The organism is Streptomyces triticagri, from assembly GCF_003429565.1.
GTDB classification, from domain to species: Bacteria; Actinomycetota; Actinomycetes; order Streptomycetales; family Streptomycetaceae; genus Streptomyces; species Streptomyces triticagri.
In genome coordinates this window covers 51,114-73,970 of record NZ_QUAK01000075.1, presented here as the reverse complement: position 1 = coordinate 73,970, position 22,857 = coordinate 51,114, and the positions used below count along the sequence as shown (strand labels likewise).

Sequence of the window (22,857 nt, the reverse complement as noted above, 5' to 3'; positions counted from 1 at the left end):
GTCAGTAGCGGCGGATCCGTCCGGCCACCGCGTGCCCGATCAACAGGTAGACCACGGCGGCGAGTCCGTACCCGGCGACCACCCGGGCCCACTCCGCGTCGAAGGTGAACAGATCGTGCGACCAGCCCGCGAGCCAGCGGGAGGCGTCATGGGCGAACTGCACCAGATCGTTGGCGGGGTTCGCGTCCAGGAGATACATCAGGATCCACAGCAGGATGATGGCCGCCACGATGTCGGCGGCCCTCGCGATGATGGTTCCGGCCTGACTGGTTCGGTTCCGTTGCGAGGACATACTCAGTGGCTTGCCGCTCCGTCCTCGGCGAAACGCTCCGGCCCGGGATCGGTTGATTTGTGTACGACCTCTGCGGCAGGCGTTGTTCGGGGTGCGGTCCTCGCGGCGCGTACGACCCTTGCGGCAGACGGCCCGTGGCCCGTACGGGCTCGCCCGAGTGGCGGACGGCAGGACGCGGGGTGAGGCTGCCAGAGTGCCCGGCCGGTGAGTGCCGGCCCGGCTCTTCCGGCTCCCAGGAGGTCCGCCGTGCCCAGTTCCGTACCGATACGCAGGCTCTTCGTCGCGCTCACCCTGTGTTGTGCCCTGCTGGTGGGCACCACCGCGTGCGGCGGCGGTGGCGGGACGAGAGCCGAGGGTGGGACCGAGAAGATGGCGGCCGCGGTCGCCGAGGCCGCGCCCTCGCCCAGCACTTCGGTGGAACGGCAGAAGCTCGCGAAGACCCGCTTCGTGGCCAACGCCGGGCTCGCGGCCGGCGCCGCGTACCAGTGGATCATCAAGCCCGCGAAGGCCGGCAAGTTCAAGAAGGGCGCCAAGGGCCGCAGGTTCGCCATGGTCAAGGCCGGGCTCGCGGGCGCCTTCACGTACAACCGCCTGAAGGCCGCCGCGCGGAACGCGCAGGGCGACCCCACGCTCGCCAAGGCCGTCGCACCGCTGACCGCCGGGATCGAGTCCCTCAAGGACCTGCCGTCCAAGCTCCGCAAGGGGCAGAGCGGCGACGCGACGGCCGGCATCTTCGACGACGTGATCAACCAGGTCAAGGACGCCGGCAAGGACGCGGGCGCGAACGTCGTCGACAAGGTCCCCTCGACCAAGCAGCTGACCGGCGGCTGACCCGCCGCCCTTCGCGAACCGCGGTTCAGAAGTGGGTGCCACCGTCCACCCGCACCTCGGTGCCGGTGATGAAGCGGCCGTCGTCCGAGGCCAGCATGGCCACCACGGACGCCACGGTCTCCGGGCCCGCGAAGCCCTGGCCGAGCGCCGGTGACAGCTTGGCGAACAGCGCCATGTCGGCGTCCGCCGGAAGGCCGGGTCCTGTGCTCTGTCCGCTGGCCCCGCTGCCGTCGGTCATCCCGGACGCGATGGAGCCGGGCTGTACGGCGGTGAAGCGGATGCCCTGCGAGGCGTACTCGCTCGCGAGCGCGTGCGTCATCGACTGGATGCCGCCCTTGGACGCCGCGTACGCCGCCATGTACGGGTGCGCGAACATCGCGGACGTCGAACTGAAGTTGACCACCGCGGGGCCGTTCCCCGCGAGGAGCGCCGGTATCGCCTCGCGGATCATCAGGAACGTGCCGGTCAGGTTGACGTGGAGCACCCGATTGAAGGCATCCAGGGTCGTCTCGTGGGTGTGCGAGGAGCGCAGGATGCCGGCCGCGTTCACCAGCACGTCGAGGCCGCCGCCGAGCGCGGCGACCGCGGAGGCCATCGCCGTACGCACCGAGGCCTCGTCGGACACGTCGAGCCGCACGGTGGTCAGCCGCTCCGCATGCTCGCCCGCCTTGCGGAGGGTGTCCGCGAGGCCCGCCTCGCTGACGTCGGCGGCGACCACGCGGCCGCCCTCGGCCAGCATCCGGAGGGCGGTGGCCTGCCCGATGCCCGAACCGCCACCGGTGACCAGGGCGCGGCGGTTCGCATAGCGGGTGAGGGGGGCTGCTGGGGTGTGGGTGCCGGTGGGGGTGGTGCTCATGGTGCGTACTCCTCGTCGAGACGCGGCCCTGCGGTGGGCCGCGGCCTGCTCCGGGGTCCCCGGAATGGTGTCCACCGTACGCCCAGATGGCACAGATTGCCATCAGTGCATTCCGTGTCATGCGATACGTCACGTCGTACCCTCGACCGGTGAGCTCCCCGACATCGCGCCCCACGGGCCTGACCGAACGCCGCAAGGCGGCCACCCAGCTCGACATCGCCCGGGCGGCCGCCGAACTCTTCGCCGAACGCGGCCCCGACGCCACCACGGCCGAGGAGATCGCCCGGCGTGCGGGCGTCGCGCTGCGCACCTTCTACCGGTACTTCCGCAGCAAGCAGGACGCGGTCGGCCCGCTGCTCGCCGGCGGCGGCGACCGCTGGCGCGCTCTCCTCGCGGAGGCCGGTGCGGCGACGGACGGCCCGGCGCTCGACCTGGGCGCCGTTCTCGCCGATGCGGTACGGGAGTCGCTGACGCCGGCCGACGCGACGGCCGGCGAAGCCCTGGAGGTCACCCGCGGCATGCTGCGCGCGGCCCACGAGGACGCCGCACTCCGGGCGGTCTGGTACCGGGTCAATCAGGAGTCCGAGGAACGCCTGGTGCCGGTGCTCGCCGGTCTGGCCGGCGACGGCGCCGATCCGCTCGATGTGCGGCTCGCCGCCGCGGCCGCCACGGACGCCATCCGGATCGCCGTGGAGACGTGGGCGGCGTCCGACGCTCCGGCCGAGGGGCCCGGCTCGCCGGCGGATCTCGCCGAGGACACCCTCCGTCAACTCACCGGCGGGCTGCGGCTCCTGGGCGCGTGAGGCGGGGGTGGTCGGACAACCTCCCCGTGATCCCTACGAGTTGAGCTCGGCCAGCACCCGCAGCGTGTGCGGATCCGGGGACAGGGCGAGGAGGTCGGTGACCGGGCCCTTGCGCCACAACTCCAGTCGCTCCGCGATCCGTTCGCGCGGGCCGACCAGGGAGATCTCGTCCGCGAAGGCGTCCGGGACCGCCAGCACGGCCTCCTCCCGGCGCCCCTCGGCGAACAGCTGCTGCACCCGTCGCGCCTCCTCCTCGAAACCCATCCGGGCCATCAGATCGGCGTGGAAGTTCCGGGCCGCGTGCCCCATCCCGCCGATGTAGAAGCCGAGCATCGCCTTCACCGGGAGCAGCCCCTCGGCGATGTCGTCGCAGACCGTGACCCGGGCCATCGGCGTGATCCGGAAGCCCTCGCGCAGCCCGGTCAGGGACGCCTCGTACACATCCGTGCGCATCGGCGACCAGTACAGCGGCAGCCAGCCGTCCGCGATGAGGGTGGTCTGGGCGATGTTCTTCGGGCCCTCCGCGCCGAGCAGTACGGGCAGTTCGCGGCGGAGCGGGTGGGTGATCGGCTTGAGGGGTTTGCCGAGTCCGGTGCCGTCGGGGCCGTCGTACGGATGCGGGTGGAAGCGCCCGTCGAGCTTCACCGGGGCCTCGCGGGCCAGGACTTGGCGGATCACGTCGACGTATTCGCGGGTGGCGGTCAGCGGGCTCTTCGGGAACGGCCGGCCGTACCAGCCCTCCACCACCTGCGGACCGGAGAGCCCGAGGCCGAGCGCCATGCGCCCGCCGGAGAGATGGTCGAGAGTGAGGGCGTGCATCGCGGTCGCGGTCGGGGTGCGGGCCGCCATCTGCGCCACGGCGGTGCCCAGTTCGATCCGCGAGGTGTGTGCGGCGATCCAGGTGAGCGGGGTGAAGGCGTCCGAGCCCCAGGCCTCGGCGGTCCACACCGAGTGGTAGCCGAGCCGCTCGGCTTCGCGGGCCAGTTCGAGGTGGACGGGGTCGGGGCCACGGCCCCAGTAGCCGAGTGCGAGGCCTAGTCGCATGAGCCCTCCCCGGGTGCGCGGCAACATTCTGACGGTACGTCAGTTCGGCCGAACTGTACGGCGGGGTGCGGGACATGGCAACGCCGGAGCAGGGTCGGGCAAAGCCGAGGACCCCGTCCGCAGTGGACGGGGTCCTCGGGGTGCCGAACAGAAGCCGGCGCTCAGCCGCGCTGGATGCCGGTGGTGTCCTGCAGGACGCCGCGGCGGCCGTCCTGGGTCTGGGCGACGAGGCCGGGGCCGCGCTGCTCGACCGCGAGGTACCAGGTGCCGGGTGCCAGCTCGGCGATCGGCGTCGGGTTGCCGTCCTCCGCGTACAGCGGGCGCGGCACGGGCACCGCGAACCAGAACGGGGAGAAGTCGCCCTGCGGGGCCGCGGGCTGCGCCTGCTGCGGAGCCTGCTGACCCATCGGCTGCTGGCCGCCCTGCGGGCCGGGCTGACCGCCGAACGACGGGGCGCCCGGCTGCTGCTGGCCGCCGTAGGGCTGACCCGGCTGCTGCTGGGCGCCGGGGTAGCCGTAGCCACCCTGCGGCTGGCCGCCGTAGGGCGGCTGGCCACCCTGCGGACCGCCCGGGGTCGGGGCGCCGACCAGGCCGGCCTTGAGGGCGGGGACGAGCGGAGTGGCGATCGCTGCGGCGGCGAGGAGGAGAGCGGCGATCAGGCCGAGGATGAGGCCGACGCCGAGGTCGGGTCCATCACCTTCTCCGCCGAGGTTGTTGAGGCCGCTGGCCGGGTCGATGACATTGGCGAGTGCGCTCCAGGCCGAGAACACCGCGAAAGCGACACCGGCCTGGCCGAGGTCGAGACCGGCGACCTTGCGGGGCTGCGGCGACGCGCGGCCCACAACGATGAGCGCGGCACCGATGATCCCCGCGAGAGTGACACCCATCAGGATCGGCGCGCTTTCCCAGGAGTTGGGGAACTCGAAGCCGTTCGGCGCGTCCTTGGAGTCATAGATGTCGAGGAAGGAGGCGATGAACAGCAACACCGCTGCTGCGATCACCGCGCCGTCGCCTCGCGTGAGAGAGCGGAAATTCACTTCGGATCCTTTGTAGTCAGTCGTCGAGTCGGTAGGCGTCGCTGTCGCCGTCACAGGGTGCGAAGCGCGGGGTTGGCCCCCCATCGTACGGACGACACTATCGCCCGGTCGGCCGGGGTGTCTGCTCCGTATAAAGACCTCGGTACAGACTCCAGACGCAGCTCGGACGCACCCAGTTCCGCACTCCCGGCTCTACCCCTTGAGGAAGCCCGCGATGCCCTCCGAGATCCCGTCCGCCGCCTTCTGGCGCCAGTCGGCGCTCTTCAGGAGAGCCGCGTCCTTCGAGTCGCGCATATTGCCGCATTCGATGAACACCTTGGGCACAGTGGACAGATTGAGCCCGCCGAGATCGTCGCGGACGTCAAGTCCCGTGCCCGAACCGATGTAGTTGGACGGTTTGCTGCCCGTACTGCGGACGAAACCGCCCGCGATGCGTGTGCCGAGCTCGCGCGAGGGCCCGGTGATCCTACCGGTGTCGGCGTCGCCGCCGCTCACCTTCGCCGGGCTGATCACATGGAAGCCGCGGTTGCCCGCTCCGGAGCCGTCGGCGTGCAGCGAGACCACGGCATCCGCCTTCCAGTCGTTGCCCATGCGGGCGCGCTCGTTCACGCAGGGGCCGAAGCGGCGTTCGCCGTTGTGGGTCAGGCGGACCGTGGCGCCCTGCTCGCGGAGTGCGTTGCGCAGTCGGTGGGCCACGTCGAGGGTGAACTCGGCTTCCGTATAGCCGTCGTTGGTGGACGTGCCCGTCGTGTCGCACTCCTTGCGGCCCGTGCCGATGTCGACGAGCCGGGCGATGTCCTTCGGATGCCGGAAGTTGTTCGGATTGTGACCCGGGTCGATGACGATGAGTCGGCCCTCGAGCGGGCCGGACTTGCCGCCTTTGCCCGATTCAGGCGGCGATGCCGTGGACTTGGCGTCCCCCTTGCCGTCCTTGCCGCCCTTGTCTCCCTTGTCGGCTTCTTCGTCCTCGCCGTCGGGGTTCTTCTCCGGCGGTGCGGCGCTCTCGCTCTGCGAGCCGCTCGGGCTCGCCGCGGTCTGCGCCCCCGGTGCACCCTGCTCTTCGGACCCGCTCGCCACCTGCCAGAGCAGCCAGCCCGCGAGTCCGGCCGGCACCAGTGCGGCCACGGCCACATAGGCGCCACCGCGGCGGAACGGGCGGCGGCCGGTGGGGGACGGGCTCTTGGGATCGTCGTACGACACGACAGAGAGCGTAGGCCCTACCTGCCGGAGCGGGACGAGGAGTCCTCAGATCCCCGACCCGGTGCGGCGCAGCACGCGCAGGGAGTTCGTGACGGAGATCTCGTCGAAGGCGCCCGACTTCAGCGCGCGCTGATGGATCCGGTACGGGGCCTGGCCGCCGTCCGCCGGGTCGGGGAACACGTCGTGGATGACCAGCAGGCCGCCCTCGGCGAGATGCGGCACCCACCCCTCGTAGTCGGCGGTGGCGTGCTCGTCGGTGTGTCCGCCGTCGATGAAGACAAGGCCGAGCGGGCCGCCCCAGACGCGCGCGACGGCGGGGGAGCGGCCGACGACGGCGATCACATGGTCCTCGAGGCCCGCCAGGTGCAGGGTGCGCCGGAAGGTGGGCAGGGTGTCCATCAGGCCGACCTCGGAGTCGACCACGGTCGGGTCGTGGTACTCCCAGCCGGGCTGCTGCTCCTCGCTGCCGCGGTGATGGTCGACCGTGACGGCGCTCACGCCGGCCGTGCGGGCGGCGTCGGCGAGCAGGATGGTGGAGCGCCCGCAGTACGTGCCGACCTCGAGCAGCGGCAGGCCGAGCGCGGCGGCCTCGGTGGCAGCGGCGTGCAGGGCGAGACCCTCGTCGGCGGGCATGAACCCCTTGGCGGCCTCGAAGGCGGCGAGCACTTCCGGCGGGACTTCCGGACCGGTCGGCCTCGGGGCCATGGCGTTCCTCCTGGTCGTACGCGTACGGACGGGCCCCATGCTGCCGTACGGCGGGGGTGGGGCGGCCCGCGGGGGCGACCGGCTGCACGGAGAACGGTCACCGATCTGACCTTCCGTCAGAATGAAACGTGTTCTACTGTGCGCCGCATGGGGATCGGAATCACGCAGGAACACCGTGAACTGGCCGATGCCGTACGCGGCTGGGCCGCCCGCACCACGCCTCCGGAAGCCACCCGCAAACTCCTCGACTCCGCCGCACCACCGGGCCGGCCCGCCTACTGGGACCGGGCCGTCGCCCAGGGCCTGCCCGGCATCCATCTGCCGGAGGAGCTCGGCGGCCAGGGCGGTGACCCGACCGATCTGGCCGTCGTCGTGGAAGAGACTGCGCGGGCCGCACTGCCGGGCCCGTTCCTCGCTCATGTCACGACCGCGGCGCTGCTCGCCCGGACCGGCCCGCCCGAACTCGCCGCCCCGCTCGCCACCGGCGAACGCATCGCCGCCCTCGCGCTCGGCCCCGGCTCGCTCACGGCCGTCCTGGACGACGAGGGGCTCGTCCTCGACGGTGCCGCCCCGCCCGTGCTCTCCGGCGCCGAGGCCGATCTGCTGCTGCTCGCCGCTTCGAGCGCACAGGGCACCGTATGGGCCGCGGTCGACGCACGGACCCTGCTCGTACGCGCCCACGACAGCGCCGACCCGACCAGGCCGACCGCCGAGGTGCGCGCGGACGGCACCAGGGTGCCGCGGTCCCGGATCCTGGACCTGGACAGCGCCCTCGTACGGGACGTCGCCGCAGTGCTGTTCGCCGCCGACGCCTGCGGCACGGCGGACCGGGCGCTCGCCATCGCGGCCGAACACGCCAAGGTGCGCGAGCAGTTCGGGCGCCCCATCGGCAAGTTCCAGGCGGTCAAGCATCTCTGCGCGGACATGCTGGTGCGTCTGGAGGCGGCCCGCGCCCTGGTCTGGGACGCGGCCCGCGCACTCGACGACGCCGCACCGGACGTCCGCGGACTGGCCGCGGCTCTCGCCGCAGGGAGCGCCCTGGACGCCGCGTACTCCTGCACCAAGGACTGTGTGCAGATCCTCGGCGGCATCGGCTTCACCTGGGAGCACGACGCCCATCTGTATCTGCGCCGCGCGCTCGTCGCCCGGCAGCTGCTCGGTGCCGGCGACACCCACCGCCTGCGTGCCGTACGCCTCGCCGCCGGCGGCGCCCGGCGCGCGCTGACTCTCGAACTGCCGCCGCAGGCAGCCGAGTTCCGCGAGCGGGCCCGCGAGGCGATCGCCCCCGCGCGCGGACTCGACCCGCCTGCCGCCCGCCGGGTGCTCGCGCCGACCGGGTACGCGGCCCCGCACCTGCCCCGGCCGTACGGGCTCGGCGCGGGTCCCGTCGAACAGCTCGCCGTACAACATGAGTTGGCCGAAGCCGGGGTGCGGCCGAGTGACCTCGGCATCGCCACCTGGGTGGTCCCGTCGCTCATCGCCCACGGAACGCCCGAGCAGCAGGACCGCTACCTCGGCCCGACCCTGCGCGGCGAACTCCTGTGGTGCCAGCTGTTCAGCGAGCCGGGCGCCGGCTCCGACCTGGCGTCCCTGACCACCCGGGCCGAGCGCACCGAGGACGGCCGCTGGCGCATCAACGGCCAGAAGGTGTGGACGAGCGCCGCCCAGTGGGCCGACCACGGCATCCTGCTCGCCCGCACCGACCCGGACGCCCCCAAGCACAAGGGGCTCACCTACTTCGTCGTCGACATGAAGCACACCGACGGCATCGACATCAGGCCGCTGAAGGAGATGACCGGGGACTCCCTCTTCAACGAGGTCTACTTCGACGACGCCCTGCTGCCCGCGGACGCCGTCGTCGGCGAGGTGGACGACGGTTGGCGGGTCGCCCGCAACACGCTCGGCAACGAACGCGTGCACATGGCCGACCAGTTGACGTTCGACACCGGGCTCGAGGCGCTCGTCGAGAGGTCCGCCGAGCTGGACGGCGCCTCCCGCGCGCGGATCGGCGCACTCGCAGCCGACGCCCAGGCCCTCGGCTGCATCTCGCTGCGGACCACGCTCCGGCAGGTCGACGGCGCGGACCCGGGGCCGGGCGCCTCGGTGCGCAAGCTCGTACAGACCGTGCATCAGCAGCAGGTGGCCGAGCTTGCGCTCGAACTCCTCGGCCCGGAAGGGGCGTTGCGTGAAGGCCCCGGTGAGCGCGCGGTGCACGGATTCCTGCTCTCCCGCTGTCTGACCATCGCGGGCGGCACCACCCAGGTCCAGCTCAATGTCGTCGCCGAGCGCATCCTCGGCCTGCCAAGGGATTGAGAGCTTATGAAGGCGTATCTCGTCGGTGTGGGCATGACGAAGTTCGAGAAGCCCGAATCGCGCGACTGGCAGTACTGGGACATGGCGAAGGAGGCCGGCGGCAAGGCACTCGACGACGCGGGCATCGGCTACGACCAGGTGGGCCAGGCGGCCGTCGGCTACTGCTTCCAGGTCTCCACCGCCGGCCAGCGCGCGGTCTACGAACTGGGCCTGACCGGGGTGCCCGTCTACAACGTCAACAACAACTGCGCGACCGGCTCCACCGCACTGATGATGGCGCACCAGTTCGTCGAGGGCGGTCTCGAGGACTGCGTACTGGCCCTCGGCTTCGAGAAGATGGCGCGTGGCGCGCTCGGGGGAGAGAGCGGTGGGGAGGACTTCAAGACCTCGCCGGTGGCCCGGCACTACGGGATCATGGCCGCCAGGCACGGCTTCGAGATGACCCCGCCCACCGCGCAGATCTTCGGCGGCGCGGCCCGCGAACACATGGAGCTGTACGGCACCACGCCCGCGCAGCTCGCCGCGGTCGGCGCCAAGAACCACCGGCACTCGGCGGACAATCCGTACGCCCAGTTCCAGGACGTCTACGAGGTCGACGAGATCCTCGCCGCCAAGCCGATCCACGAACCGCTCACCAAACTGCAGTGCTCGCCGACCTCCGACGGCGCCGCGGCGGCCGTGGTCGCCTCCGAACGCTTCGTGGAGCGCCACGGGCTCGGCGACCGCGCGGTCGAGATCGCGGCGCAGGCGATGGCGACCGACACCGAGGAGTCGTTCGCCTCCGGCTCCTGCATCGACGTCGTCGGCAAACCGCTGTCCCGGTCCGCGGCCCGGCAGGTGTACGAGCGGGCGGGCCTCGGCATCGAGGACGTGGACGTCGTCGAACTGCACGACTGCTTCTCCGTCAATGAGCTGCTGACCTACGAGGCGCTCGGCATGTGCGCCGACGGAGAGTCCGGCAAACTCCTCGAGTCCGGGGCGACGACGTACGGCGGGCGCTGGGTGGTCAACCCCTCCGGCGGGCTGATCTCCAAGGGCCATCCGCTCGGCGCCACGGGCCTCGCACAGGCCACCGAGCTCACCTGGCAGCTGCGCGGCGAGGCGGGCGCACGGCAGGTCGAGGGCGCCCGCACCGGCCTCGCGCACAACATCGGGCTCGGCGGTGCGGCGGTGGTGACCTTGCTGCGGAAACCGTGACGCGAGGGTGCGGCGGCACCGGGGACCGGGGACCTAGGCCCGACGTCGTACGGCGGCTGCGTCGAAACCCCGATGCACTCGGCGAGCGCGGCCTGGGACCATGTCCGTCATGGTCCAGACGCCCACTGACACTTACCTCGCCGCCGCGCCCGTGAAATCACCGCCCCTGTGGGCGGTCGTACTCGCCGCGTGCGCCGGGCAGTTCCTGGTCGTGCTCGATGTGTCCGTGGTCAACACCGCTCTGCCGTCGATGCGGGCGGATCTCGCGATGAGCGCCGTCGGCCTGCAGTGGGTCGTCAATGCCTACTCCATAGCCTTCGCCGGCTTCATGCTGCTCGGCGGCCGGGCCGGCGACCTCTTCGGACGCAAGCGGATGTTCCTGGTCGGACTCGGCCTGTTCACCGCCGCCTCGCTCGCGGGCGGGCTCGCCCAGGAGGGCTGGCAGCTGCTGGCCGCCCGCGCCGTGCAGGGCCTCGGCGCCGCCGTGCTCGCCCCGTCCACGCTGGCCCTGCTGACCTCGGCGGTGCCCGAGGGGCCCGCGCGGATACGGGCGATCGGGACCTGGTCGGCGGTCGGGGCCGGCGGTGGTGCGGCCGGCGGTCTGGTCGGCGGCGTCCTCACCGATCTGCTGTCCTGGCGCTGGGTGCTCCTGATCAATGTGCCGATCGGCGTGCTCGTCCTGGCCGCCGGGGTCGCCTGGCTGCGCGAGGGGACGACGGACCGCGGCAGACGGCTCGACCTGCCCGGCGCGATCCTGGTCACCGCCGGACTCGCCACCCTCGCGTACGGCATCGTGCAGACCGAGATCGAGGGCTGGACCTCGGCGGCCACCCTGGTGCCGCTCGCCGTCGGCCTCGCGCTGCTCGGCGGATTCCTGCTCGTCGAGGCGCGCAGCAAGTCCCCGCTGATGCCGCTGAAGCTGTTCCGGGTGCGGTCGGTGTCGGCGGCGAACGCGTCGATGTTCGTGTGCGGCGGTGCCATGTTCGCCATGTGGTTCTTCATGACCCTGTACGCGCAGAACGTCCTCGGCTACTCGGCGATGCTCGCCGGACTCGCGCTGATCCCCAGCTCGCTGAGCGTGGTCGTCGGCTCCAAGGTCGCCCCGCGTCTGATGCCGGTGATCGGCGCCAAGAACGTCTCCATGATCGGCATCGTGGTGGCGGCCGCCGGATTCGGCTGGCAGTCGACGATGACTCCCGACGGTGCGTACGTCACCTCGATCATGCTGCCCGGCATCCTGATGATGCTCGGCGCCGGCCTGGCCTCCACCCCGCTCGCCTCGCTCGCCACTTCGGGCGCGGCTCCCGGGGACGCGGGCCTGGTGTCCGGACTCATCAACACCTCGCGGACCATGGGCGGTGCGCTCGGTCTCGCCGTACTGTCCACCGTGGCCGCGTCCGCGAGCGCCGGCTCGGACAGCCGTCAGGCCCTGACCGAGGGGTACGCCGCGGCCTTCCGCACCAGTGGGTTCATCCTGCTCGCCGGGGTGGTCGTGATGCTCCTGTGGATGCCGGCGACCCGGGCCGCCGCCCGTAAGCCGTGAGCAGGGCGGCCGCGGGGTGCGGCCTCAGAGCCAGCCCTGGCTGCGGGCCTCACGGAGCGCTTCCGTCCGGTTGCGCGTACCGGTCTTGCCGATCGCCGACGACAGATAGTTGCGCACCGTCGACTCCGACAGATGCAGTCGATCGGCGACATCGGCCACCGTGGCCCCGTCCGCCGAGGCCTTCAGTACGTCGCACTCCCGCTCGGTGAGCGGGTTGGGCCCGGCGCTCAGGGCCGCCTTCGCGAGCGCCGGGTCGATCACCGTCTCGCCGCGCAGCACCTGCCGGATCGCCTCGGCGAGCTCCTCCACGGGGCCGTCCTTGACCAGGAATCCGGCCGCTCCCGCGTCCATCGCGCGGCGCAGATAGCCCGGCCTGCCGAAGGTGGTGAGGATCAGGACCCGGCAGTCCGGGCACTCGTCGCGCAGGTCGGCCGCCGCGTCCAGGCCGCTGCGGCCCGGCAGTTCGATGTCCAGGAGCGCGACGTCCGGCCGGTGGGTGAGCGCCGCGTCCACGATCGCGTCACCGGCCGCGACCTGCGCGACCACCTCGATGTCCGGCTCCATGCCGAGGAGCAGGGCGAGCGCTCCGCGCATCATGCCCTGGTCCTCGGCGAGCAGTACTCTCAACGATTTCCTCGGGCGCCGTTCCTCGGGCATCTCGTTCACGGGCTCAGCGTACGGGCGCGCGACGGACCTCGCCGTGCGCTGCGCAAACGCGTGCCGTGCAGCGGGGCACCGGAAGGTCCGCCGTCGCCTTCTTCACCGCTGATCCGGCGAGCTGTCCACGGGCACCTCCGCGGTGACCCGGAAGCCGAGCTCCGGGGCGGCGCCGGACTCGAGGGTGCCGCCGACCGCCGCGAGCCGCTCGGCGAGCCCGCGCAGTCCGCTGCCCGGGTGCCCGGTCGCGGCCTCCTCCCAGAGCGTCGCCGGGTCCGGGCCGCGCCCGTCGTCGGTGAACACCAGCCGGACCCGGTCGTCGGTCCGGGACACCTCGATCTCGCAGCGCTCGGCGCCGGAGTGCCGTACCGCATTGGTCACCGACTCGCGCACCACCCAGCCGAGCAGGGCCGCGATGCCGGGTGGCAGCGGCGGGCCCGACTGGCGTACGACGGTGGCGATCCCGGCGGCGCCCAGGGTGTCGCGGGCCCGGTCGAGTTCGGAGCCGAGGCTGCCCTCGCGATAGCCGGTGACCGCCTCGCGGATCTCGGCCAGGGCATTGCGGCCGACCGTCTCGATGTCGCCGACCTGGGACATCGCCGCGTCCAGATCGCGCGGGCCGAGCCGGCGCGCGGCCTCCGACTTCACCACGATCACGGACAGCGTGTGCCCGAGCAGATCGTGCAGATCGCGGGAGAAGCGCAGCCGCTCGCGCTCCACCGCGCTGCGGGCCAACTCCTGGCGCGTGTCCCGCAGTTCGATGATGGTCTCGGAGAGGGTGAGCAGCGCGGCCGCGACCAGTCCGCTGACCAGGCTGCCGTAGCCGATGGTGACCGCGTCCAGCGGGCCGCCGCGCAGCCCCGCGACGGTGGCGCCGCCGCCCGCGAGCAGGGCCAGGGTGCCCGCAAGCCACTTGCCGCGCAGCACGGTGCCGCAGGCGAGCGCGAGCAGCGGGATGAACATCAGCCAGCCGCCGCCCTGCATGGTGAGCGCCAGGGCGAAGGTCACGACGGCCATCGCGGCGAGCGCCCCGAAGGTGGCGGGGTGACTGCGGCGTTTCGGGTCGAAGGACCGGAACACCACAAAGATGTAGAGGGAGTTGAAGACGAAGAGGCCGACGCCGCCGACGATCGGATTCGGCGTCTCGCTGCGTACCACGTTCGAGAACGCGCCCATGCCGAGCAGCAGGAACGGCAGATAGGCGAACGCGGTCCGCGGCGATCCCGGCCCCGGGGCGCGGCCGCGCAGCATTCCGCCGAGCCGGCCCGTCAGCTTCTTGCACTCCATCGGCCCCATTGAAGCGCTGTCCGGGGCGGTGGTCGTGCAGGGGGCGTCGGTGTGTGCGGCCGGGAAGCGCCCGATGTGCTCCGTGGGCCGGTCGGCGGGGGCGGTCGGGCCGCCTGTCGTGTCGTTCGGCCGGGTGGTCGTGGTCGTGGTCCGGTCGGTCGTTTCCGGGTGGAAGTCGGTCGTCCAAGTCATGTCACCGACGCTACGGAGCGGGCCCGCCCCCGCGGCAGATCCGCCTGTCCGGTCCTCGGCAGGACAAATGTCCCGGGTGGCCGCGGCGGACGGGGCACCCGGTCCGTATCTGACATCCAGTCAGGAGTATTCACAACTCCACGGCGCTGCGTTATACATGGGGCCAACCGGCCTAGAACGCGTTCTAGAACGTCGATCCGGACGGCGGACCGGGCCGGTCCAGGACGACCTCGGTGCGGCCGACGGTGCGGACGGTCGCACCGAGGTCTTGACCCCATCCGCCCGCAGATGCGCACCCCGACGATGCCCGCCGCGCACCGCCCCGCCGGCAGTCGTGTCCCTCCTCACCAAGGAGCAGCGTCCACATGCCCATTGATGCCGCCCAGGCCGTAGCCGCTGCGCCCCGCCGCGCCGAACTCACCTGGGGCCACAAGGACATCCAGCTCTACCACCTGGGTCTCGGCGCGGGCACGCCCGCCACCGACCCGGACGAACTGCGCTACACCCTCGAGTCCCGGCTGCATGTGCTGCCCAGTTTCGCCACCGTCGCGGGCGGCGGCATGGCCAGCCAGGGCGGTCTGGCGGCCCCCGGCATCGACGTCGACCTCACGAAGGTGCTGCACGGCGGCCAGCAGGTCACCCTGCACCGGCCGATCCCCGTACAGGGCAAGGCAGTTCAGGAGGCGAGCGTCGCGGCCGTGTACGACAAGGGCAGCGCCGCGGTGGTCGTACTGCGGGCGGAGGCCGCCGACGACGACGGTCCGCTGTGGACCTGCGACAGCCAGATCTTCATCCGCGGCGAGGGCGGCTTCGGCGGCGAACGCGGCAGCTCCGCGCGCCAGGAGCTGCCCGACCGCGCACCGGATCGCACCGTCGAGATCCCCGTACGGGAGGACCTCGCCCAGCTCTACCGCCTCTCCGGCGACTGGAACCCTCTGCACGCCGACCCCGAGTTCGCCAAGCTGGCCGGCTTCGACAAGCCGATCCTGCACGGCCTCTGCACCTACGGAATGACCCTGAAGGCCGTGGTGGACACCGAACTCGGCGCGGACGTCTCCCGCGTGACGTCGTACGGCACCCGGTTCACCGGAGTCGTCTTCCCCGGCGAGACCCTGCGGGTGCGCATGTGGCGCTCCGAGGGCCGGGTGCAGATCACGGTGACGGCCGTGGAGCGCGAGGACGCGGCCGTCCTGTCCGACACCGTCGTCGAGCACAGCTGACCCGAGTACGAGCACAGCTGACCGAGTAGCCGAAGGAGCCGCACCGATGCGCGCAGCCGTACTGCACGAGACAGGCCAGGAGAAGCTCGAGGTCGTCGACGACCTGGAGGCGGTGGGCTTCGGCCCGGGCAAGGTGCGGATACGGGTCCGGGCCACCGGGCTCTGCCACTCCGACCTCTCCGCGATGAACGGCGTACTGCCCCAGCCCGCCCCCTTCGTCCCCGGGCACGAGGGCGCGGGCGAGATCCTCGATGTCGGCGACGGCGTCACCTCCCTGAAGCAGGGCGACCGGGTGCTGATGTGCTGGCTGCCGTCCTGCGGCGAGTGCCCGTCCTGTCTGCGCGGCCAGACCCAGCTCTGTCTCGCGGGCTTCATGAACGCCGGCGTACCCAACTTCAAGCGCTCCGGCGGCGATGTCTTCGGCTTCGCCGGCACCGGGACGTTCGCCGAGGAGGTCGTCGTCGACGCGGCCTGTGCGGTGCCGATCCCCGACGACGTGCCCTTCGACATCGCCGCCCTGATCGGCTGCGGAGTGACCACCGGACTCGGCGCCGCGGTCAACACGGCGGACGTGGAGGCCGGTTCGTCGGTCGCGGTGATCGGCTGCGGCGGTGTCGGCATCTCCGCGATCCAGGGTGCGCGGCTCAAGGGCGCCGCCCAGATCGTCGCCGTTGATCCCGTCGAGTCACGACGCGAGGCCGCGCTGCGGTTCGGCGCCACCGAGGCCGTCGCCCCCGATGCCCTGGACGACGCCAAGCAGCGGATCACCGCGGGCGAGGGCTTCGACTACGTCTTCGAGGTGGTCGGCAAGTCCGCCACCGCACGCGTCGCCTACGACACCACCCGGCGCGGCGGCACCCTCTGCATCGTCGGCGCAGGAGCTCTCGACGACTTCCTGCAGCTCAATATGTTCGAGCTGTTCTTCGACGAGAAGCGGATCCTGCCCTCGATGTACGGCGGCGGTGACGTCCTCGGCTCGTACCGGCGCTCCATCGCGCTCTGGCGGGCCGGCCGTATCGATCTGGCGGGCCTGATCACCCACCGGGTGCAGCTGCCCGAGATCAACGAGGCCCTCGACCAGATGCGCACCGGAGTGGCCCTGCGGACCTGTATCGAGGTCTGACCCGGAGCCGACACCCGGCCGCCCGTAGCTGCTTCCTTCCTGAGAGGACCCGGATCCACCATGTCACTTCCGCTTGAGGGCCGTTCGGCCGTCGTCACCGGCGCGGGCCGCGGACTCGGCAGGGCCGAGGCGCTCGAACTCGCCCGGCTCGGCGCGAGCGTCGTCGTCAACGACTACGGGCAGCCCGGCCGCGACGGTTCGGGCGCCGCATCGGACGGACCCGCCGAGGAGGTGGCGGCCGAGATCCGCGCCTCGGGCGGCCGGGCCGTGGCCCACCAGGGCGACGTCGCCGACCACGAACAGGCCCGCGCCCTGGTCCAGTCGGCGATCGACACGTACGGCACGCTCGACATCCTGGTCAACAACGCGGGCATCCTGCGCGACCGGATGGTCTTCTCGATGAGCGAGGAGGAGTGGGACTCGGTGATCCGGGTCCACCTCAAGGGCCACTTCAACACCACCCACTTCGCCGCCGCACACTGGCGCTCCCGCTCCAAGGAGTCGGGCGGCCCGGTCTACGGACGGATCGTGAACACCTCGTCCGAGGCGTATCTCGCCGGGTCCGCGGGCCAGCCCAACTACGCGGCGGCCAAGGGCGGCATCGTCGGCCTCACCACCTCGACCGCCCTGGCCCTCGCCAAGTACGGCGTGACGGCCAACGCGATCTGCCCGCGCGCCCGCACCCGGATGACCGAGGACGTCTTCGCCGGCTTCGCCGAGCCGTCCGACGACGCACTCGATCCCCTCTCGCCCGAGCATGTCGCCCCGCTGGTCGGCTATCTCGCGGCGCCCGCGGCCGCCCGCGTCAACGGTCAACTCCTCGTCGTGCACGGCGGGATGGTCGCCGTGATGGAACGCCCGAAGGTGGCGGCCCGGTTCGACACCGCCAAGGAGGCCTTCACCTTCGAGGAGCTGGACGAGCTGGTCTCCCCGTACTACGCGGAGCGGCCGGAGGGCGAGACCTTCGCGGCGGCCGAGGTGCTCGGACTGAAGCACGAGCCGCGGGGCTGAAGCCCGCTCCGCGGCTCCGATGCGCGCGACGGCCGGTGGTGGTGCGGCCGTCGCGACCGAGAACGGGCCCGTACCGCCGGTCACGCGGTACGGGCCCGAACTCCGTTCTTCTGTGAGGGAGTTGCCGCGGCGGTGCCGGGGTTCCCGGACTCAGGCGGCCCGGCTCCGACTCTCCTGCTCCTCCGCCCGGTCCTCCTCGGTACGCCGGTGCCGGCCGCGCGGGCCGTCGGCGGGAGCGGCGTCCTGGGCGGCGGCCGGGCCACGGTGTCTGCCCTGCCCGCCGGGTGTGTCCGGCTCGGCCGGTGTGGTGCTGTTCTCGGTCATGGATCGGTCACCCCGTAAGAAGATCGTCTGACAACAGGCCGGTGATTCTAACCGGCCGTCACCCGCTGGGTGAGGGGTGCCTGCTGCAGGGGAACGGGGCGTGTCGCACCGTCCGTCGCGGAGTCCGGGACTTCGTCCGCGACTGCTTCCCCGGACGCCGCGGAGTCCCCTGCCGCGCCCGCCTCACCCGCCGCCCCGGCCTGTCCCGCCGTCTCGCTCGATCCCGCCGCCACGGCCGCCCCCGCCGCAGCGTCTGTCCCGGCCGCACCGTCCGCCCTCGCCGCACCGTCCGCCCCCGGTGCCGTCACCGGCGGCGCCGCGATCGTGGCCACGCCGCAGAGCACCGCATCGGTGGCGTACGGCAGGCACAGCACACCGTCACGGGAGAACAGACCGGTGCCCGACAGCCAGCCCTGCGGGGCGGCGATCTGGTGCAACTGCCGCTGCGCGGGCCGCCACAGACCGATCCAGGCCCCCGCACCGCCGTCGATCCGGAAGGCCACCGCGCAGTTCTCCGGCAGCAGCGGCTGACCGCCCTGCACGGCGAACGGCGTGACCGCACAGTCCGGCAGCCGCAGGCTGTCCGGGAACCGGATCGGCAGGGTGCTGCCGAGCACACCCCAGCCGATGCGGTCGTGCCCCGCCGCGTCCGAACGCACCACGATCAGACCGCTGTCGGGGTCGGCGAGCAGCAGCCGGTCGTTGCTCTCCTCGGTGATCTGGAGCAGCGGCGACACCTCGCCGCCCCGCTCCAGATCGACCGCCACCGTCTTGGTGCGCCCGTCCAGCTCCTGGTCGAGCGCGAGCATCCGGCCGGTACGGTCCAGCCAGACGCCGCCGGTGCACTGCCCCGGGACCTCGGCCACGTACTCGGGCCCGAAGGCGCCGCCCGCCACCAGCCACACGGCCGTGGAGCGGGCGCCCGGCGCGAGTGCGTAGGCGCAGGAACCGCTGGGCGAGGGCGCGAGCAGCGTGAGCGACTCCGCCTCCACACAGCCGAGCTGCACCTCGCCGGTGCCGGGCCCGGTCGGATAGAGCAGCGAGAACTGATGGCGCACGCCCCCCGCGGGCGATGCGCCGGGCGAATCCGGCTCCGCGTCCGGGACGCCCGACGTGCGGTGCACCAGCACCCGCCCGTCGGCCATCGGCAGGACCTCGGTGCCCGGTTCCTCGGGCTGGTCGAGAGGGAGCGGTACGACGTAGGGCTCGGGACCGTCGAGCGTCCAGCGCTCGGGGCGCCAGGCGTCGCCGACCGGCGCGAGCCGCGCGGCGTAGGAGCCGTCCGCAGCGACAGTGAACTCCCGCCGTACGGCGCCGTCCGCCGCGGCACTTTCCATGGCACAGACCGTCATCGGGTGGTCACCTCCGGCGATGAAGCTAGTTTTCGTACGCGCTGCCGTCGCACCCGCTGCCGCGCACTTCACACATAAGGGTGGCGATGCTCCGGTTCGCCTGAGGGCCGTGGGGTGTCTGTGCTGCACCGCATCGGGCGTTTGCGCTGCACCCATCGTTTCTGCAGTCCGTAGGAGCCGGCCGCCGCCCGGCCCGGTGGCGGCACTCCTTCGCTCCCGCTCCAGCCGCTCACCGACCGGTGCATGCGCCTGGGGTGTGTCCGGAGAGCCAGGTAGCCTTTCCCCCGTGCCCAGCCTCAGTGAAGTAACCGCCGCGCTCGACGCCCTGTGGCCCCCGGAGCGGGCCGAGCAGTGGGACGCGGTGGGCACGGTCTGCGGCGATCCCGACGCCCCCGTCGCGCGCGTCCTGTTCGCCGTCGACCCCGTGCAGGAGATCGTCGACGAGGCCGTGTCGCTCGGCGCCGACCTCCTGGTGACCCACCACCCGCTCTATCTGCGCGGTACGACCACGGTCGCCGCATCGCACTTCAAGGGCCGCGCGGTGCACACCCTGATCAGGAACGACATCGCCCTGCACGTCGCCCACACCAATGCGGACACCGCCGACCCGGGAGTCTCCGACGCCCTCGCCGGCGCCCTCGACCTGCGCGTCGTCGGCCCCCTTGTGCCGGACCCCACCGACCCGGCGGGACGCCGCGGCCTCGGCCGGATCTGCGAGCTCGACCACCCGGTGCCGCTGCGCGAACTGGCCGCGCACGCCGCGAAGCGGCTGCCCGCCACCGCGCAGGGCATCCGCGCGGCCGGCGACCCGGACGCGAGCGTGCGCAGGATCGCGGTCAGCGGCGGCTCCGGCGACAGCCTCTTCGACGCCGTGCGGGCAGCGGGCGTGGACGCCTTCCTCACCGCCGATCTGCGCCACCACCCCGTCTCCGAGGCGACACAGCAGACTCCGCTCGGGCTGCTCGACGCGGCCCACTGGGCCACCGAATGGCCCTGGTGCGAGCTGGCCGCAGCCCAGCTCGACGAGATCTCCGACCGGCACGGCTGGGACCTCAGGGTCCATGTGTCGACGACGGTCACCGACCCCTGGACCGCCCACGCGGCGTCCGCCCACTCCGAGCCAGGCGCCGCGGACCACGCGGGCCCCTCGGGGGACCTGCACCCTTCCGCCATACACGATTCATCTGGAGCCCCCAACTGAACGCCGCGCCCGCCGACCAGATCCGACTTCTCGACGTCCAGGCCCTCGACGTACGGCTGCAGCAGCTGGCGCACCGGCGCAGCGCGCTGCCGGAGCACGCCGAGATCGACTCGCTCACCAAGGACCTCACCCAGCTGCGCGACCTGCTCGTCGCCGCCGGCACCGAGGAGAGCGACTGCGCCCGCGAGCAGACCAAGGCCGAGCAGGACGTCGACCAGGTGCGCCGGCGCGCGGCCCGCGACCAGCAGCGCCTGGACTCCGGCGCCATCACCTCGCCGAAGGACCTGGAGAACCTGCAGCGCGAGATCGCCTCCCTCGCCAAGCGCCAGGGCGACCTGGAGGACGTGGTGCTCGAGGTCATGGAGCGCCGCGAGTCCGCGCAGGAGCGCGTCGGCGAGCTCACCGAGCGGGTGTCCTCGGTCGAGGCGAAGATCGCGGACGCCACCGCCCGCCGTGACGCCGCCTTCGGCGAGATCGACGAGGAGGCCGGCTCGGTCACCAAGGAGCGCTCCGTGGTGGCCGGTTCGGTCCCCGCCGACCTCCTGAAGCTCTACGACAAGCTGCGCGAGCAGCAGGGCGGCATCGGCGCCGCCCGCCTCTTCCAGCGCCGCTGCGAGGGCTGCCGCCTGGAGCTCAACATCACCGAGCTGAACGAGGTCCGCGCGGCCGCCGCCGATACGGTTCTGCGCTGCGAGAACTGCCGCCGGATCCTGGTACGCACCTCCGAGTCCGGTCTCTAGTACCGGCCGGGCCGTCATGCGGACCTTCATCGTCGAGGCGGACGGCGGCTCCCGGGGCAATCCGGGGCCCGCCGGCTACGGTGCGGTGGTCCTCGACGCGGAGAGCGGCGAGACCCTGGCGGAGGTCGCCGAATACCTCGGCGTCGTGACCAACAACGTCGCGGAGTACCGCGGCCTGCTCGCCGGTCTGCGGGCCGCCCGTGACCTGGACCCGACCGCGTCGGTGACGGTCCGGATGGACTCCAAGCTGGTCGTCGAGCAGATGTCGGGCCGCTGGCGGATCAAGCACCCGGATCTGCAGCCGCTCGCCGCCGAGGCCGCCCGTGTGCTGCCGCCGGCGCAGGTGTCGTACGCCTGGATCCCGCGCGCCGAGAACAAGCACGCCGACCGGCTGGCCAACGAGGCGATGGACGCGGGCAGCCGCGGCGAGCAGTGGTCGCCGTCCGCGTCGACGGCGGATCTGGACGCACGGGCCGCGCGGAACGTCGCTCAGCAGGACGTCGCTCAGCGGAACGTCGCCGACACGGGACAAGCGCCGGGCGCGGCAGCATCCGTCCCGTCGCCCGAGTCCCGCGTACCCGCCGCCGTGAAGGCCCCCGTACCGGCCGCCGCGCCGCCGGATCTGGGGACGCCCACCACCTTCGTACTCCTGCGGCACGGCGAGACCGCGCTCACCCCGCAGAAGCGGTTCTCCGGCAGCGGCGGCGACGATCCCGCCCTCTCGGACGCGGGCCGCGAGCAGGCCGAGCGGGTCGCCGAAGCGCTGGCCGCCCGCGGCACCATCGAGGCGGTGGTCAGCTCACCGCTGGCCCGCTGCCGGCAGACCGCGGCCGCCGTCGCGGCCCGCACCGGACTCGACGTGGCGATCGAACAGGGCCTGCGCGAAACGGACTTCGGCGCCTGGGAGGGCCTCACCTTCGGGCAGGTCTCCGAGCTGTACGCCGACGACCTGTCCGCCTGGCTCGCCTCCCAGGACGCGGCGCCCACCGGTGGCGGGGAGTCCTTCGCGACCGTGGCGGGGCGGGTGGCCGAGGCCAGGGACCGGATCATCGAGCGGTACGCGGGCCGCACGGTGCTCGTCGTCTCGCACGTCACACCGGTCAAGACACTGGTACGGCTCGCCCTCGGAGCGCCGCCGGACGCGATGTTCCGGATGGACCTCTCGGCCGCGTCCCTGTCGGCGGTCGCGTACTACGCCGACGGGAACGCCGCGGTCCGCCTGCTCAACGACACCTCGCACCTGCGCTGAGCCCCGCCCGGAGATCGTCCCGCCCGGGCATCCCCGCCCTGGCCGCCGCCTCAGGGCCGCAGCGCGGCCGCCGCACGGGCCAGCGACTCGACCCGCGCCCAGTCGCGGTCCGCGACCGCCTGCGCCGGGAGCATCCAACTGCCGCCCACACAGCCGACGTTGGGCAGCGCAAGGTAGGAGGGCGCCGAGTCCGGGCCGATCCCGCCGGTCGGACAGAACCGGGCTGCGGGCAGCGGGCCGGCAAGGGACTTGAGGTACGCGGTGCCGCCCGCGGCCTCGGCGGGGAAGAACTTCATCTCCCGCACTCCGCGCTCGAGCAGGGCCACCACCTCGGAGGTGGTGGAGACGCCCGGCAGGAACGGCACCCCGGACGCCTTCATCGCGTCGAGCAGCCGGTCCGTCCAGCCGGGGCTGACCAGGAACCGGGCGCCGGCCGCGACGGAGTCCGTGACGTTCTCCGGGGAGATCACGGTGCCCGCGCCGACCACGGCGTCCGGCACCTCGGCGGCGACGGCGCGGATCGCGTCGAGCGCGGCGGGGGTGCGCAGGGTGACCTCGATCGCGGGCAGGCCGCCGGCGACCAGGGCGCGGGCGAGCGGGACGGCGTCGGACGCGTCCGCCACGACGACGACGGGGACGACGGGGGCCAGTTCGAGGACCGAGGGCGAAGTCATGGGAAT

Annotated in this window: 22 protein-coding genes; 11 read left to right on the top strand and 11 right to left on the bottom strand. The window is 72.6% G+C overall.

Going from position 1 to position 22,857, the window contains the following annotated elements:
• Position 1: 1 nt before the first annotated feature.
• A complete protein-coding gene (locus tag DY218_RS13550) occupies positions 2 to 292 on the bottom strand; it encodes a hypothetical protein (RefSeq protein WP_128556241.1) in 291 nt (96 codons plus the stop codon).
• A 246-nt stretch (positions 293 to 538) separates the two neighbouring features.
• Here DY218_RS13550 and DY218_RS13545 point away from each other — a divergent pair, with 246 nt between their 5' ends.
• Positions 539 to 1,123 (top strand): hypothetical protein, encoded by a 585-nt coding sequence (locus tag DY218_RS13545; protein ID WP_128556240.1) that lies wholly within the window; start codon positions 539 to 541, stop codon positions 1,121 to 1,123.
• Between the two features lie 25 nt (positions 1,124 to 1,148).
• Here DY218_RS13545 and DY218_RS13540 read toward each other — a convergent pair whose 3' ends face one another.
• Positions 1,149 to 1,979, bottom strand: coding sequence for an SDR family NAD(P)-dependent oxidoreductase (locus tag DY218_RS13540; protein ID WP_128556239.1), 831 nt, complete (start codon positions 1,977 to 1,979; stop codon positions 1,149 to 1,151).
• A gap of 119 nt (positions 1,980 to 2,098) precedes the next feature.
• Here DY218_RS13540 and DY218_RS13535 point away from each other — a divergent pair, with 119 nt between their 5' ends.
• Positions 2,099 to 2,782: a TetR/AcrR family transcriptional regulator gene (locus DY218_RS13535; RefSeq protein ID WP_128556238.1), complete on the top strand. Its 684-nt coding sequence runs from the start codon at positions 2,099 to 2,101 to the stop codon at positions 2,780 to 2,782.
• Between the two features lie 33 nt (positions 2,783 to 2,815).
• On the opposite strand, the gene DY218_RS13530 is transcribed toward DY218_RS13535, so the two are convergent.
• The 4 genes from DY218_RS13530 to DY218_RS13515 form a co-directional block, all read right to left on the bottom strand.
• Entirely contained in the window at positions 2,816 to 3,826 is a 1,011-nt protein-coding gene (locus tag DY218_RS13530; RefSeq protein WP_128556237.1) for an LLM class F420-dependent oxidoreductase, read from the bottom strand.
• Between the two features lie 161 nt (positions 3,827 to 3,987).
• Entirely contained in the window at positions 3,988 to 4,863 is an 876-nt protein-coding gene (locus tag DY218_RS13525) for a DUF5336 domain-containing protein (RefSeq protein WP_128556236.1), read from the bottom strand.
• A 192-nt stretch (positions 4,864 to 5,055) separates the two neighbouring features.
• Positions 5,056 to 6,063: an N-acetylmuramoyl-L-alanine amidase gene (locus DY218_RS13520; protein WP_128556235.1), complete on the bottom strand. Its 1,008-nt coding sequence runs from the start codon at positions 6,061 to 6,063 to the stop codon at positions 5,056 to 5,058.
• Between the two features lie 45 nt (positions 6,064 to 6,108).
• Positions 6,109 to 6,768, bottom strand: coding sequence for a class I SAM-dependent methyltransferase (locus tag DY218_RS13515; protein WP_128556234.1), 660 nt, complete (start codon positions 6,766 to 6,768; stop codon positions 6,109 to 6,111).
• Between the two features lie 147 nt (positions 6,769 to 6,915).
• On the opposite strand from DY218_RS13515, the gene DY218_RS13510 reads away from it, so the two are divergent.
• From DY218_RS13510 to DY218_RS13500, 3 genes are all read left to right on the top strand, one after another.
• Complete coding sequence (locus tag DY218_RS13510; RefSeq protein WP_128556233.1) at positions 6,916 to 9,081, top strand: acyl-CoA dehydrogenase; 2,166 nt, start codon at positions 6,916 to 6,918, stop codon at positions 9,079 to 9,081.
• 6 nt (positions 9,082 to 9,087) lie between these two features.
• Positions 9,088 to 10,278 (top strand): lipid-transfer protein, encoded by a 1,191-nt coding sequence (locus DY218_RS13505; RefSeq protein WP_128556232.1) that lies wholly within the window; start codon positions 9,088 to 9,090, stop codon positions 10,276 to 10,278.
• Positions 10,279 to 10,387: 109 nt separating this feature from the next.
• Positions 10,388 to 11,821: an MFS transporter gene (locus tag DY218_RS13500; protein ID WP_128556231.1), complete on the top strand. Its 1,434-nt coding sequence runs from the start codon at positions 10,388 to 10,390 to the stop codon at positions 11,819 to 11,821.
• Between the two features lie 24 nt (positions 11,822 to 11,845).
• Here DY218_RS13500 and DY218_RS13495 read toward each other — a convergent pair whose 3' ends face one another.
• The gene (locus tag DY218_RS13495) at positions 11,846 to 12,478 is read right to left on the bottom strand and encodes a response regulator transcription factor (RefSeq protein ID WP_128556310.1); all 633 of its coding nucleotides are present in this window, start codon (positions 12,476 to 12,478) and stop codon (positions 11,846 to 11,848) included.
• 102 nt (positions 12,479 to 12,580) lie between these two features.
• Positions 12,581 to 13,774 carry a sensor histidine kinase gene (locus DY218_RS13490; protein WP_128556309.1) on the bottom strand — a complete coding sequence of 398 codons (1,194 nt, stop codon included), beginning with the start codon at positions 13,772 to 13,774 and terminating at the stop codon, positions 12,581 to 12,583.
• 548 nt (positions 13,775 to 14,322) lie between these two features.
• Between DY218_RS13490 and DY218_RS13485 the strand changes: the two genes are divergently transcribed.
• Genes DY218_RS13485 through DY218_RS13475 form a run of 3 tightly spaced genes read left to right on the top strand, consistent with a single transcriptional unit; the run spans position 14,323 to position 17,311 of the window.
• The gene (locus DY218_RS13485; RefSeq protein WP_128556230.1) at positions 14,323 to 15,177 is read left to right on the top strand and encodes a MaoC family dehydratase; all 855 of its coding nucleotides are present in this window, start codon (positions 14,323 to 14,325) and stop codon (positions 15,175 to 15,177) included.
• A gap of 46 nt (positions 15,178 to 15,223) precedes the next feature.
• The gene (locus DY218_RS13480) at positions 15,224 to 16,300 is read left to right on the top strand and encodes a Zn-dependent alcohol dehydrogenase (protein ID WP_128556229.1); all 1,077 of its coding nucleotides are present in this window, start codon (positions 15,224 to 15,226) and stop codon (positions 16,298 to 16,300) included.
• Positions 16,301 to 16,360: 60 nt separating this feature from the next.
• Positions 16,361 to 17,311 carry a 3-oxoacyl-ACP reductase gene (locus tag DY218_RS13475; RefSeq protein ID WP_128556228.1) on the top strand — a complete coding sequence of 317 codons (951 nt, stop codon included), beginning with the start codon at positions 16,361 to 16,363 and terminating at the stop codon, positions 17,309 to 17,311.
• A gap of 150 nt (positions 17,312 to 17,461) precedes the next feature.
• Here DY218_RS13475 and DY218_RS34535 read toward each other — a convergent pair whose 3' ends face one another.
• Together DY218_RS34535 and DY218_RS13470 are read right to left on the bottom strand one after the other, a co-directional pair.
• On the bottom strand, positions 17,462 to 17,635 hold the full coding sequence (locus DY218_RS34535; protein ID WP_199566717.1) for a hypothetical protein: 174 nt from the start codon (positions 17,633 to 17,635) through the stop codon (positions 17,462 to 17,464).
• 47 nt (positions 17,636 to 17,682) lie between these two features.
• A complete protein-coding gene (locus DY218_RS13470) occupies positions 17,683 to 18,987 on the bottom strand; it encodes a hypothetical protein (protein WP_128556227.1) in 1,305 nt (434 codons plus the stop codon).
• 286 nt (positions 18,988 to 19,273) lie between these two features.
• Between DY218_RS13470 and DY218_RS13465 the strand changes: the two genes are divergently transcribed.
• From DY218_RS13465 to DY218_RS13455, 3 genes are read left to right on the top strand one after another with little or no spacing between them, the layout of a single operon-like run.
• Entirely contained in the window at positions 19,274 to 20,188 is a 915-nt protein-coding gene (locus DY218_RS13465; protein WP_128556226.1) for a Nif3-like dinuclear metal center hexameric protein, read from the top strand.
• Positions 20,185 to 20,928, top strand: coding sequence for a zinc ribbon domain-containing protein (locus tag DY218_RS34215; RefSeq protein WP_199566722.1), 744 nt, complete (start codon positions 20,185 to 20,187; stop codon positions 20,926 to 20,928). The genes DY218_RS13465 and DY218_RS34215 overlap by 4 nt, the downstream gene beginning before the upstream one ends.
• Before the next feature lie 16 nt (positions 20,929 to 20,944).
• Positions 20,945 to 22,177 carry a bifunctional RNase H/acid phosphatase gene (locus DY218_RS13455; RefSeq protein ID WP_128556224.1) on the top strand — a complete coding sequence of 411 codons (1,233 nt, stop codon included), beginning with the start codon at positions 20,945 to 20,947 and terminating at the stop codon, positions 22,175 to 22,177.
• A 50-nt stretch (positions 22,178 to 22,227) separates the two neighbouring features.
• Here the strand turns inward: DY218_RS13455 and eda are convergent, their stop codons facing one another.
• Entirely contained in the window at positions 22,228 to 22,851 is a 624-nt protein-coding gene (eda, locus tag DY218_RS13450; RefSeq protein ID WP_128556223.1) for a bifunctional 4-hydroxy-2-oxoglutarate aldolase/2-dehydro-3-deoxy-phosphogluconate aldolase, read from the bottom strand.
• Positions 22,852 to 22,857 lie beyond the last annotated feature (6 nt).

Excerpts from the sequence above, each read along its gene's own strand:
- DY218_RS13505 (WP_128556232.1), top strand. The coding sequence starts at position 9,088 with ATGAAGGCGTATCTCGTCGGTGTGGGCATGACGAAGTTCGAGAAGCCC.
- eda (WP_128556223.1), bottom strand. The coding sequence starts at position 22,851 with ATGACTTCGCCCTCGGTCCTCGAACTGGCCCCCGTCGTCCCCGTCGTC.
- DY218_RS13455 (WP_128556224.1), top strand. The coding sequence starts at position 20,945 with ATGCGGACCTTCATCGTCGAGGCGGACGGCGGCTCCCGGGGCAATCCG.
- DY218_RS13470 (WP_128556227.1), bottom strand. The coding sequence starts at position 18,987 with ATGACGGTCTGTGCCATGGAAAGTGCCGCGGCGGACGGCGCCGTACGG.
- DY218_RS13515 (WP_128556234.1), bottom strand. The coding sequence starts at position 6,768 with ATGGCCCCGAGGCCGACCGGTCCGGAAGTCCCGCCGGAAGTGCTCGCC.
- DY218_RS13480 (WP_128556229.1), top strand. The coding sequence starts at position 15,224 with ATGCGCGCAGCCGTACTGCACGAGACAGGCCAGGAGAAGCTCGAGGTC.
- DY218_RS13490 (WP_128556309.1), bottom strand. The coding sequence starts at position 13,774 with ATGGGGCCGATGGAGTGCAAGAAGCTGACGGGCCGGCTCGGCGGAATG.
- DY218_RS13495 (WP_128556310.1), bottom strand. The coding sequence starts at position 12,478 with ATGCCCGAGGAACGGCGCCCGAGGAAATCGTTGAGAGTACTGCTCGCC.
- DY218_RS34535 (WP_199566717.1), bottom strand. The coding sequence starts at position 17,635 with ATGACCGAGAACAGCACCACACCGGCCGAGCCGGACACACCCGGCGGG.
- DY218_RS13530 (WP_128556237.1), bottom strand. The coding sequence starts at position 3,826 with ATGCGACTAGGCCTCGCACTCGGCTACTGGGGCCGTGGCCCCGACCCC.
- DY218_RS13500 (WP_128556231.1), top strand. The coding sequence starts at position 10,388 with ATGGTCCAGACGCCCACTGACACTTACCTCGCCGCCGCGCCCGTGAAA.
- DY218_RS13540 (WP_128556239.1), bottom strand. The coding sequence starts at position 1,979 with ATGAGCACCACCCCCACCGGCACCCACACCCCAGCAGCCCCCCTCACC.
- DY218_RS13510 (WP_128556233.1), top strand. The coding sequence starts at position 6,916 with ATGGGGATCGGAATCACGCAGGAACACCGTGAACTGGCCGATGCCGTA.
- DY218_RS13485 (WP_128556230.1), top strand. The coding sequence starts at position 14,323 with ATGCCCATTGATGCCGCCCAGGCCGTAGCCGCTGCGCCCCGCCGCGCC.
- DY218_RS13535 (WP_128556238.1), top strand. The coding sequence starts at position 2,099 with ATGCGATACGTCACGTCGTACCCTCGACCGGTGAGCTCCCCGACATCG.
- DY218_RS13550 (WP_128556241.1), bottom strand. The coding sequence starts at position 292 with ATGTCCTCGCAACGGAACCGAACCAGTCAGGCCGGAACCATCATCGCG.
- DY218_RS13475 (WP_128556228.1), top strand. The coding sequence starts at position 16,361 with ATGTCACTTCCGCTTGAGGGCCGTTCGGCCGTCGTCACCGGCGCGGGC.